This window comes from Parashewanella sp. 2210YD4-3 (assembly GCF_056591735.1).
Genome location: NZ_JBWQOG010000004.1, coordinates 289,755 through 301,676, shown reverse-complemented (window position 1 = coordinate 301,676; position 11,922 = coordinate 289,755). Strand labels below are relative to the sequence as shown.

Annotated in this window: 10 protein-coding genes and 1 riboswitch; of the genes, 4 read left to right on the top strand and 6 right to left on the bottom strand. The window is 39.1% G+C overall.

What is annotated here, in order from left to right:
- The first annotated feature begins 38 nt into the window (after window positions 1-38).
- The 3 genes from AC1EU0_RS08605 to AC1EU0_RS08595 all read left to right on the top strand — a co-directional run bounded on the left by AC1EU0_RS08605 (window position 39) and on the right by AC1EU0_RS08595 (window position 3,630).
- Window positions 39-1,454, top strand: a complete 1,416-nt coding sequence (locus AC1EU0_RS08605) for a lactonase family protein (protein ID WP_480301997.1) — start codon at window positions 39-41, stop codon at window positions 1,452-1,454.
- A 99-nt stretch (window positions 1,455-1,553) separates the two neighbouring features.
- Window positions 1,554-2,993 carry a protein adenylyltransferase SelO gene (locus AC1EU0_RS08600; protein WP_480301996.1) on the top strand — a complete coding sequence of 480 codons (1,440 nt, stop codon included), beginning with the start codon at window positions 1,554-1,556 and terminating at the stop codon, window positions 2,991-2,993.
- Window positions 2,994-3,072: 79 nt separating this feature from the next.
- Window positions 3,073-3,630 (top strand): hypothetical protein, encoded by a 558-nt coding sequence (locus AC1EU0_RS08595; protein ID WP_480301995.1) that lies wholly within the window; start codon window positions 3,073-3,075, stop codon window positions 3,628-3,630.
- A gap of 103 nt (window positions 3,631-3,733) precedes the next feature.
- On the opposite strand, the gene AC1EU0_RS08590 is transcribed toward AC1EU0_RS08595, so the two are convergent.
- Complete coding sequence (locus AC1EU0_RS08590) at window positions 3,734-4,123, bottom strand: GFA family protein (RefSeq protein WP_480301994.1); 390 nt, start codon at window positions 4,121-4,123, stop codon at window positions 3,734-3,736.
- A 1-nt stretch (window position 4,124) separates the two neighbouring features.
- Window positions 4,125-5,027 carry a DUF808 domain-containing protein gene (locus tag AC1EU0_RS08585; RefSeq protein ID WP_480301993.1) on the bottom strand — a complete coding sequence of 301 codons (903 nt, stop codon included), beginning with the start codon at window positions 5,025-5,027 and terminating at the stop codon, window positions 4,125-4,127.
- A gap of 148 nt (window positions 5,028-5,175) precedes the next feature.
- Here AC1EU0_RS08585 and rpiA point away from each other — a divergent pair, with 148 nt between their 5' ends.
- Window positions 5,176-5,835, top strand: a complete 660-nt coding sequence (gene rpiA / locus AC1EU0_RS08580) for a ribose-5-phosphate isomerase RpiA (RefSeq protein WP_480301992.1) — start codon at window positions 5,176-5,178, stop codon at window positions 5,833-5,835.
- A 134-nt stretch (window positions 5,836-5,969) separates the two neighbouring features.
- Here rpiA and AC1EU0_RS08575 read toward each other — a convergent pair whose 3' ends face one another.
- The 4 genes from AC1EU0_RS08575 to AC1EU0_RS08560 form a co-directional block, all read right to left on the bottom strand.
- The gene (locus tag AC1EU0_RS08575; RefSeq protein WP_480301991.1) at window positions 5,970-7,832 is read right to left on the bottom strand and encodes a hypothetical protein; all 1,863 of its coding nucleotides are present in this window, start codon (window positions 7,830-7,832) and stop codon (window positions 5,970-5,972) included.
- A 181-nt stretch (window positions 7,833-8,013) separates the two neighbouring features.
- Window positions 8,014-8,742, bottom strand: coding sequence for an HDOD domain-containing protein (locus AC1EU0_RS08570; protein ID WP_480301990.1), 729 nt, complete (start codon window positions 8,740-8,742; stop codon window positions 8,014-8,016).
- 201 nt (window positions 8,743-8,943) lie between these two features.
- Window positions 8,944-10,923 (bottom strand): TonB-dependent receptor, encoded by a 1,980-nt coding sequence (locus tag AC1EU0_RS08565; protein WP_480301989.1) that lies wholly within the window; start codon window positions 10,921-10,923, stop codon window positions 8,944-8,946.
- Between the two features lie 94 nt (window positions 10,924-11,017).
- Window positions 11,018-11,212: riboswitch (cobalamin riboswitch) on the bottom strand.
- A 45-nt stretch (window positions 11,213-11,257) separates the two neighbouring features.
- A complete protein-coding gene (locus AC1EU0_RS08560) occupies window positions 11,258-11,884 on the bottom strand; it encodes a hypothetical protein (RefSeq protein ID WP_480301988.1) in 627 nt (208 codons plus the stop codon).
- Between the last annotated feature and the right edge of the window lie 38 nt (window positions 11,885-11,922).

Below are 11,922 nucleotides of genomic sequence, written 5' to 3'. Positions count from 1 at the left end.
ACTCATTGCTGTAGCTGTATCAATGAGGAAGTATCAACATGGAACGTTCGTTCATTTCCAAGCTTTATAAGAGCTTGCTAGCCCTTACCCTTTCAACCTTTATCGTAAGTTGTGGTCACCATGATGACGATGATGATCATGGTCATAAACATGAAGAAAAATCACTGGTTGGTTTTATTTACACGACTACCAATGGCGAAAGTATTAATAAAGTTATTCAATTAAGCCGTTATAGCGATGGCACTTTAGGTGATGAAAAAATCTATTACACTGGTGATAAAGGCGGTGCTGATGTCGATGCTGGTGGAGATGCTCATGGTGATTTTGACTCACAGGGTGCAGTTCAAATCATTGGGGATTACTTATTAACGACCAGTGCGGGTGGTAATGCGATAGCCGTTTTTCAACTGAATAGAAAAACGGGTGATCTAACCTTTATGCAACGAGTGGATTCAGGTGGTCAGCGTCCAGTGAGTATTGGATATACGAAAAATACGGAAACTGAAGACCAATACTGGGTAGTTGTAGGAAACCAATGGAATAACCCTAATATTCAAAAGGCGGGTGATGATATTGAAAGATATCCAAATTCTGATTTTTTTAGCGGTGACTTAACAGCTGCTGATCCTTCTGATGCATTAAGAAACATCGTGCTGTTCAGTTTTGATAGCTCAAATGGTGCCTTAGTTCGTGAAGAGGGTGATTTTATCGATAGCTATAGTCGTCAAAACGGCGGCCCAACAACAGTAACTTTTAGTGATGATGGCACGCGTCTAGCTGTAGCTACATGGGGCATTGCTCACTTTAGTACAGATAGCCCGTTGTTAACTGAGCAGCGTCCAAGCCGCGTTTATGTATACAACTTTAATGCGGAAGATGGCACTATTTCAGGTAAGCGTCATTTCGAAAAAGAAGGTATTGCAGGAACTATTGGAATCAACTTCGCAAAAGATTCGAATGACGTTATTCATGCCAGTAATTTTAACTTAGTGAACGAGTTGCTTGACCATGGTTTAACCATTTTAAAAGATGATGGTTCAGAAATCACCTTAATGGCCAATGGAAATACAGGATCAGAAAACTCACATGATGAAGCTTGTTGGACGGTGTTAAGCCCAGATGGTTCACGATTGTATCTTTCGAGCTTTGGTGCGAATGTAATAACACCATTTGATATTAACTCTGAAGGTGGTATTGCTAAGACGTTAGCATTCGAAGCGCGAAGCTCAGATACGCCTGGTGGTGATAATAAGGAAATGTGGGTATCGCCTGATAACAAGCATGTATACGTGTTAGGGGCTTTCCAAACGTTCACTCTTAACCGCTTTAAGGTAACCGAAGATGGTTTAGAGTACCTTGATCAGTACATTTATCAGGAAACGAAAGATGCTAGAGGTGACGATAGCGCAGGTAAATATAACTTCCTCGGTTTGACTGGCTTCGATATTAAATAATTCAGCAAGAAATAGTGAATAAGCCTCAGCACTTGCTGGGGCTTTTGTTTTTATATAAGTTACAATCAGAATTAATACCTCTCAAAAAATATAAATCTAATGCACTTCGACAATAGCTATCCTCAGTTAGGCGAACAATTTTTTGTAAAAACTCAGCCAAGGCATGCGTCTGATCCTAGAGTACTATTATGGAATAAACCGTTAGCTGAGAAGCTTGGACTTTCTCGACTCCAAGAGACGCAACGTGCGCAGTATTTTTCGGGTAACGAACTTCTCGAAGGCTCAGAGCCGATAGCTCTTGCATACGCGGGCCACCAATTTGGTCACTACAACCCTCAATTGGGAGATGGACGAGCTCACTTACTGGGTGAGGTAATAGACCATGATGGCCAAAGAAAAGACATTCAGTTAAAAGGTTCAGGTGTCACACGATTTTCTCGTGGTGGTGATGGATTATGCGCCGTAGGCCCTGCTTTACGTGAATATCTAATGAGTGAAGCTATGTACGCTCTTGGTGTGCCGACTACTCGTTGTTTGTCTGTGGTATTAACTGGCGAATCTGTTTATCGTCAGAAAGTACATCAAGGTGCGGTGGTAACTCGGGTAGCTAGTAGCCACATACGAGTTGGAACGTTTCAATATATTGCCGCTCAACAAGATAAAGTGGCACTTCAATCTTTATGTGACTATGTGATCCACCGTCATCACCCAGAAGTTCTTCAAAGTGAGAGTGATTCAGTTTGTTCATTATTTGAAGCCATTATGGATAAACAAATTGAGCTGATTGTTGAGTGGCTTCGAGTGGGTTTTATTCATGGTGTGATGAATACCGATAATACGGCGATATCAGGTGAAACCATCGACTTTGGCCCTTGTGCTATGTTGGGCGTTTACGATCCTGAAACCGTATACAGTTCAATTGATCGTCGAGGTCGTTATGCATTTGGTAACCAATCCAAAGTCGCCCATTGGAATATGGCTAAGTTAGCCGAAAGCTTGCTGGTATTAGATGATGAGGTTTCTCGATTAGAACCACTTCAACAAGCGTTAAATCAATTTCAGCCTAAATTTGAACAGGCTTATTACGCAATGATGGCTAGAAAATTTGGTTTGATAGAGTTTCAAGAAAAAGACCGAGAGTTAATTGATGAGCTACTACAAGCCATGTATCAAAATCAGCTCGACTACACTCAAACATTTAGCCTATTTACTCGTTCATTATGTTGCGATGAATCAAAAGAAAAAGTAAGTACATTACTAGGTGGTGTTTATACTAACTGGCTCCAGCGAGTTGAAAGTAATGACCATTCTATCGGTGACATTCAAGTCTCCATGGAGCAAGTTAATCCTGTTGTGATTCCACGCAATCACCAAGTAGAACGAGTATTGGCTGAGTACGAAGAACAGGGAAATATTGAATCTTTAGTAAACTTTTTGAAGGTTCTACAAAGCCCGTATATTGATTCAGAAGCCAGTAAGATTTACCAACAACCAAATCATAAATATGATGAAGACTACAAAACTTTTTGTGGAACTTGATTGAAGCTTTGGTAAGCCAATTGTCAGGTAATTATGAGAGTATAATTTTACTAGACAAAAGAAGTTCTCTGAGGTGTCTATGAGTGCTTTATCTGTTCCTGTTTGTAATGAGATTTTACTTCACGTATATGCTTTAGGGTTAAGAATACCTACTTTACACCTTTTAATTTCCGGAAGAGTATACAAAGTAGAATGTGACACAGATGGCGTTTTTTCTGCAAACTTACAAAAAGGCTTCTTTTGTAAAGTGCAGCATGCGTTAACGAAGTATTTAACACCGTGTGCTCCATTTTTAGCTGATCGCAGAGAAGATTTGTCCTCACAAGTTACTCAATGTTTTAATGATAAAGATTTTTACCAAATAATTCTGAATAGTAATGAAAGCTATCTAGAAAGGCACAGTACTTTAATTGTAAGGATGAAATTTGTTGAAGGATACACTGAACGTTTTTTTGCCTCTGACGGAGTTGAACACAAGGATAAAAGGACTCAAAGGCAGGACAACAATGATTTCTTATATCTTTCTAGAGTTTTTCGTACAGATGCTTCCAAAAAGATCTCTACAGATATGACTGTCCCAACAATGCGCATTGCGATAAATGCACGTCATTTATCGAGGGTGCAGAGAGCGCAATAAGTTTATTCCCTTTCAAACGTATTAAGGAATACCAGAGGTTAACTCGCTTATTTTCTGGGCTCAAACAGGGCTGGCTATCTCCAATCTTTTTAGCATCTCTTAATCAGTATACATTTTGCTTCGCACCATCAAGAATCTCGTAATAGTCGCCTTTTTCTGCAGTAAATATATGCAGCTTGATGGTGCAGCCTGTATTACCATCAATACTGCCTAAAGCGATACTAAACCAATCGTGCTTGTTTTTATCAATAGGATCAAAAAACAGTGTTGAACCGCAGTTTGAGCAAAATCCGCGCCTAACTTTTTCCGATGAATGATACCAACTTAAGAACTTTTCACCTTTTATTGATACCGACTTTAGGGGGACTGAGGTTGAAGCTAGTGCGTAGCCAGTAGATTTTCGGCATTGCACACAATGGCAGATTTCGCCATCACCTAGGGGACTGCTGGTGGTATACGTAATTTTGCCACACAGGCAGGAGCCTTTGATCATATCAACTCCAAATTTGTTTTTTGATCTTTGAAAATAAAGTAACAACAGCCACAGTAATAAGTCCAGCTACAACACCAGTCACTAACTGCAACAGATGTGGCACGATAAACCAGTTAAAGTCGGTGAGGTTTAAATAAGCCAAAATATGTAAGCTATGGTCAACAATGCCACCACCGACCAGAAACATGGCTAAAGTACCAATAATGGTTAGGGCTTTCATTAGCTTAGGCGCAGTATTCAGTAGCGCTAATCCCATGTACTTTGCACTCTTTCCTAATTTTCCTTGGCTATGTCTTTGAAGCAAATAGGCACCGCCATCGTCCATTCGAACAATTAACGCTACAAAGCCATAGACACCAATTGTCATCAATAAAGCGATAATGGAAAGGGTGGAAGCTTGAGTGACCAAGCTTTCTTGGGCAACAACGCCTAGAGTGATAGCAATAATTTCGGCTGAAAGTACGAAGTCCGTTCTAATCGCACCTTTTACTTTTTTAGTTTCAAATGCTTTACGCTCTTCATCGGTTTCAAATTCTGGCTCACCTGAATCTTGAGTCGTTGACCTTTTTGACGTGAGTTTGTGGTGTGTACTTTCAATGCCCTCGAAACATAAAAAAAGGCCACCGCAAAGCAATAATGGCATGATGAGCCAAGGCACAAAAGCGCTAATAAGCAGAGCTGCGGGGACTAAAATGCATTTATTTTTTAAGGAACCTTTGGCAACAGCCCAAATGACAGGGAGTTCACGCTCAGAAGCAACGCCTGATACTTGCTCTGCATTTAACGCTAAATCGTCACCCAACACGCCTGCGGTTTTCTTTGCGGCAATTTTACTCATTACTGAAACATCATCCAAAATGGTGGCGATATCATCGAGTAGGGTTAGCAGGCTTGCTCCGGCCATTGTTTGTCCTTAATTTATTGCATTATTGACGTTATCCTACTGAGTCAATGAGATTTTATCAAACTCAAATTTTGTTAAATCACCGACACTTTTTTGTAAGGATAAGCGTATAATATGCCGCAAAATCCAATGATTAAGAGTGACGATTATGACCCAAGATGAAATGAAAAAGGCAGCGGGATGGGCAGCTTTAGAGTATGTTGAAAAAGATTCAATAGTGGGTGTTGGTACAGGCTCTACCGTAAACCATTTTATTGATGCGCTGGCGACCATTAAAGCTGACATTGAAGGTGCTGTATCAAGCTCAGAAGCCTCAACTGAAAAAATGAAAGCTTTGGGTATTCCGGTGTTTGATTTGAACAGCGTTGATAACCTTTCTGTTTATGTTGATGGTGCCGATGAAATCAATGGTCACATGGATATGATCAAAGGTGGTGGTGCAGCCTTAACTCGTGAAAAAATCGTGGCTGCGGTTGCCGATAAATTTGTATGTATTGTTGATAACACTAAAGAAGTCGATATTCTAGGTGAATTCCCATTGCCAGTTGAAGTGATCCCTATGGCTCGTTCTTACGTGGCTCGTGAGTTAGTAAAATTAGGTGGTGATCCAGTTTATCGTGAAGGTGTTATTACTGATAACGGCAATGTGATTTTAGATGTGTATAACCTAAAAATCATGGAGCCTAAAAAGTTAGAAGAACAAATCAACAGTATCGTTGGTGTGGTTACTAATGGTTTATTTGCTCACCGTGGTGCCGATGTGTTGTTGGTAGGTTCACCAGAGGGTGTTAAGACGGTTAAGAATTAAGTAGTCATATAACCTCTTAAGCTGTCAGCTATTGTTATTTTCAATGGCTGATAGTCATCACTTTAATCTTTTTTTGTATGCTCAAGACTCCTTTTTAACTAATTTCTTTTATCGCATTTTCAGAAGAACTCGTTTTAAGCTACACCTTCAATCTCTATATCATAACCTACCATCACATAATCTTCTTCAAGACTAGTTTCGCTGGCTTTAGGATGCTCTTCTGATTCGAGAAGTTTCTGAAGATTTGTTTTCAATGTTTCGTCATTGAATTTTGTTAATAACTCAAGCTCTTGAACTGTTTTATGAATGAACCACTGATGGCCTTGTCCGCTAATAAAAGGCAGCACAAGCATCTCTTTTGGATCGTACAAGATATCATTTAATAAATGGCTTATTTTTTCGCTCCAAACCTTTGGATTTGTAGGATCGCTTGCAGCTGATTGATGTCGACGATGAAAATTTGATAAACCAGAGAAACTATTACAATGATTAATAGCGTTTGTATACACTGGCTTAAACAATACAAACAATTCGTTTGATTCTTTTGAATCAAAAGCGAGCACAGGAATATCTTCTATAGAAAGCGTGCCATTTCCTGCCTTTTCAAAAGTAAGTAACTGCAATTGAAATATTGCTATTTGGATAATTAAGAAGTGTTCGCTATCACTTTTCAATTTATGACTGGTGAGTAATTGATTGATATAGGTTTCAAGTTCACTGATATCCCTACACTCTTGAAGAACCTTTTGCAATTGAAGCATTTGAACTCCCGAAAGCAACATATCTTTGTTCGCAGCCAGTAATTGAGGAAACAGCAATGAACATGCACCATTTTCTGCACTGGTGATTTGCATCTTTTTATGAGTAATTAGCACTAAAAACTGGCTTTTGTTTTGGTGTGATTTTAGTGAATGATTGAGCGATTCAGTTATTGAGTCTAATTGTTCAACTGTTGTTGCTTCCTGAATTTCTGTGATTAGTTGTTCGGTTAAACTCTCTTTATATTGAGAACTTGTTTGATGTGATTGCGGTAAAAAGACCTGCTGAACAACAGAAATATCTTGAGCAAGAGTAGCAACGTGTTGGAATAGTATCGATTGTAAATATTCACAAGTATAAAACGATGTGTCATTGAGCAAGTGCTTAAACTCAATATCATTAAGCCATTGTTCTGCAACGCTGTAATTAGCTGTATCTAGCTGTTTTTTTATGGCTGAACCTGTCATCTTGTCGGCTTTGCTTTTACTAAACAGATGTTCAATACATTGCTGGCTTTGTTGTTTAATTTGGTAAAGGGTAGCTTTGCTGTTTAATGTGAGTTTAGCCAATGTGCAAAACTCATCAATTTGTTTAGCTGTTACAAATTCCTTTTGACCTTGAAGGAGCAAACTAACTGAAGCGGTTGGCGCTTCCTCGTTCTCATCTGTTTTCTCAGTTTTTTCTGCTTTCTGGGGGAGTCCTAATAGGTCATAACTGGAGCGTACGAGTATCGTAATGTTATGTGGAGTGGGTAAAATTTGTGGGTTATGTCTTAAAAATTGAATCGCTAATTGAGGTAAGGCGCCTATTCTCAGATGTTTCATAGAGGCTGAAAAAGGTGAGTGACATAATAAGGCATTTTCATGAACCTGCTGTATTACTCTATGCAGTTCCTTTTCAGTACTTGCATTTACACCTAGAACAATAAGTTGAATTAATAGTCGTTGCTGTTGTTCTTTAGTATATACAGGTTTGCTTTGTTCTACGGCAACAAGGCGGTGACTGAGCTTTAGAAGCAATGGTTTGCACTCATACAACTCTACTAAACGCTTAAACTCAGTTACTGAAGCAGTCAGTTCATAGCGGTCTCGGCTCAATTTATCTAATTGTGGCTGCAGATATTCAAGTGCAAGCCCTGAGTATGAAGTGGTTTTTTTGTTATCAGCACTGGTCTGTTGTGAGTTTATAGCCTCTGTAAAAGCAGAAGGGCTTTGAGTGTCAACTTGGGGAGAGGCCATAGACAAATATTTTTGAGTTCATTGTCATATAAAGTAAGTCTAAATGTGCCAATAAGTCATTATCTATGAAAGCTATTTAATTTGTTGTTTGTATTGGTTTAATCCGCAAAAAAGCAAGCAAAGGAAAAACGAGAGCATGAGTGACCGAAAGATCACTCAATAAAATAGATTGGGTCAAAAACTAAAGAGGGTTTAACAGTAGCTTTTTTTTGCTGAGAACACGGCGCAAAATTAATCCTGATGATTCAATTTGTTCAGTATCGAGTAGATTGTGAGCGATCATGAATTCTTTTTGTAACTCTTCATCTAAACCCAAAGTTTTAAAAGCTTCAATAGTCAGTGATTGCTGGTGCTCATCAATAATGCTTTTGACTAATGATAGGGGAATGGACTTTTCTAACTCCTGCTCTAAACGAGCAAAAGCGGTGAGTGCAACGATTTGCCCAAAAACACTGAAGAGGCATAATGTTTGAAGCTCATCATTATCAATATTTGTTTCATGCATATCATGCAGTAAGAAAATGGCATCTTCGGCAATACTCTCTGTTAGTGTCCAATAGCCTTTTACTAATTTTTTATAAGGTTGAGATAACTCATCAAACAATTCTTTTAAGTAAAATGAAAACGCGTATCGATAAATGTTGACCTGACCTAATCGGATAAGTGCTTCTTTGATGGTTTTTGGTTTGCTTTGTATAGAAGCCTCTTGGTGCGACATATGGGTACGCCACAAGATATGGGCTGAGAGTGACGGATCGCTAACGACAAGATCAATAATATTCTGAATATCGCCATCTGCAATTATGGCTTTTTTTAGCGGGATCAAAACACCGCGACGGCCGATCAGCAGTTCGTCATTAGCGATAATTGATTTTATTTGAGAAAAAATGATTTGCTCAATGTCTGTCATACTTCTGTCCATAATGCTTTCAGACGCAGCGAGCAGGAGCCGCTACTGGATTTGCCGTATCTATAAATTTAATGCTAAGACAGTATAAAGGAGTTGTTTTGACAAAACTTCTACTTTTGTCAAACTTAAGCTGCGGGTGTCGATAATTTCAGCAAAATAATGCCAGCTAATTGCATAACTGGCATTGATTTTTGAAAAATATTAGAACTGATAATTGATGCTTAGGTTGATATTACGGCCATTACCGATATAAAACCCGCTGCCAAATTTGCTGTAAAAGCCAGAACTAATGTAAGATTTATCGGCTAGATTTTCAGCACTTAAGGTCACTCGCCAATCTTCAAGCTGATAGTTTAATGCTGTATTCACAAGTACATAATCAGGGATTTTATTACCTAAATTGGCGTTATCTCCTTCCAAATAGCGACTACCGATATAGTTTGCAGATAGTGAAAGTTGCAGGTTGTTAGTAAAATCGATCTGGCTGTTAACACGAGCATTGTTTTTAGCTACCCAAGAAAGGTGGTTGCCAGTATTTTTGCCTTCAGTGAACACTGCATCGATATAATTGTATTCAGCACCAAGAGTGATGTCGTCATTCAGTTGCCAACTCCAGTTAATACTCACTCCGTTACGACGGGAAGCATCGGCGTTAACATTAGCACCATTAAAGGTTCCACCTTTTGGCTTTTGAGCGCTAGGGTCAAAAATGATTTCATCGGTTAACTCTAAACGGAATAGGTTAAATTTGATGGTGTGATTAAGAGGGGTGAAATTCCAACCTGCTTCAAATGATTTACCCGTTTGAGGCTTTAATCCGTGCACATTAGGTGAGGTGTATGCTTGTTCATCTACCTTGGCAAAACGGAAGTTAGTCTCTGCTCGTAGATATAAACGGTTAATTTTATTCAGCTGATAGTTAAGCGCTATTTCAAAGGCGGTGGCATTCTCGTTTAAGTCAGTCCCATTTGGATAGATCTTTTTATCTGTTAACTCGTCTTTAGCCGAAGCATAGCGACCACCAAGGGTGTAGCTTATCGATTGATTGAGAGGGATGATAGCTTGTGTATAAAGCGCGGCAGTGGTTTGGGTGTTTGAGCGATTAAGAGAATTAGATAAAAAGCTTGCCTTACCGATAGTAATATCACTACCTATAATCCAGTTTATATTTCCTTGTTGAGTTGGGTAATCGGCGATAAGTTTTGAATACAGGCTAGTTAGTGTGCGGTCTTTTCTGTTCGAGCCAAATTGAAAACCTTTACTATTTGAATCACTGTGAGTCAGTTCGATATCCGCTTGCCAAATACTGTTAAGCTCTTGTCTCCAACCTGTTCGAGCGACATTAGTAATTGTATGGTTATAATCTTTTAATGAACCAGAGTTAGCTTGACGAGGATTTTCTTTATATTTTGCTTCAGTCAGTGAGCCTGCATATAAGCGGTGATTATCAGAATGATTGGCTTCGACAAAAAAACGCGATGAATTATCTTTGTATTCTAATCGGCCTAGGGCATTGCCTGTTTTGCTAGCATTATGCTCACGGTAATTGTCATTCTTGTCATATTGTCCGTTTAAGTAGTAACTCCAGTTATCTGAAATCGCACCACTGACGCTGGCATTGGCACGTTTGTGATCCCAGCTACCCGCTAATAATTGAATATTACCTTGAGAAGTTTGTGGTGATTTAGTGATGATGTTAATAACACCGCCGACGGCTTGATCACCATAAAGTACACCAGCACTGCCTGATAAAACTTCGATACGTTCGATTTGATTCAAGCCAATGCTACTAATATCTGGTGCCGAAATATCAATATTATTTAAGCGTCTTCCATCTATTAAAATGAGAGTATTGTTAACAGCTTGACTACCTGTAAAACCACGAATTGAAAACGTTGGGCCAGAGTTTGAATCTGAGACCTGAATTCCTGCTTGACCTCTAAGTAGGTCGGCAAGATCTTTAGCGCCACTGGCAATAATATCTTGTTGATCAATAGTAGTTATATTGCTTGCAATATCTAACTCATGATTTAAGCGGCGACCAATAACCACAAAAATATCTAGTGGTTTATCTATTTCATTTTTATCAGTTTGAGCTGCAATAGCTTGAGGCGCTAGTAAGCTGGTAGCGGCTAATACACTGGCGATGTATTTACCAATTAGAGTCTGAGTAGTTCTCATTTTCACGTTCCAAAGTTAAGAAAATGAGGCAGGGAGTCGCGAGTTTTCGAAGCGCAGAAAACAGCCGCATTTCGAGATCTGCCCACCGAAATCATCGAAATCACCTATTACGGCCGGTCTCCGGACTGAGGTTATATTGGCAATATTGCCAACACAGCATAATTACGAGTTATGTAAAAAGCTTCACCATCACCGTTGCGGGGGCAGTATCGGATTAATGCAAAGCACTCACCGATTTCCCGATTATCCTTCACCCAAAAGAGAAGGCACCACGAAAGGCTGACAAGGGTATGGATTGTAGAGAAATTTCAAATAGATGTCTAGAGCTCTATTTTTAAAGTAAATTATCAATAAAAGCCTGATAGTTATGATTACTTAAAGGAGGATGCTTACTATCGAATACTTTTCCTCGTTGAGACTTGTGAAGCAAAATCAATGCGTCAGCAGTACTTAATACAGTAAAGTATCCAATTTCACCTTGTGGCTGAGTTACGACAGTTTGGACTTTTCCTGTTCTAATCGTGTGGATATTCGGCATGCGAGTACAGCCTAAAATGCCATGGCTACCGTTATAGCCATTGAGAGTTACTTCTCCCATAGGTTGAAAAACCACTTCACCTTGGCAGTGCTCTTGATAGGTTTGGGCTAAGCTGTCTAAGAATTTTTCTGGTTTTACGTCTTCTGAAACATTATGAAAACCTTGAATACAAATTAATTCTTCCCATTCATTTAAGTGTTGATGTTCAGGAATGAACTCGGCTGAAAACATATTAGTTAAGTTTTCTTTATGTACCTTTTTCCAGTTTTCAGGCAAATTTAAATTCAGTTTTTGAGAAAAAATATCTAAGGTGACTGGAGTGGTTGCGGAAGTCACAGCAGGAGATAGAGACATAGCAATGACAAGAAAGCTTGCAAGAATATGGATGGAGTTTCTTATACTTTTTTTGTTCAAATCCTTCATATGTAGCCTTTTGTTGTCGAGTTTTAAATAAAACGTAA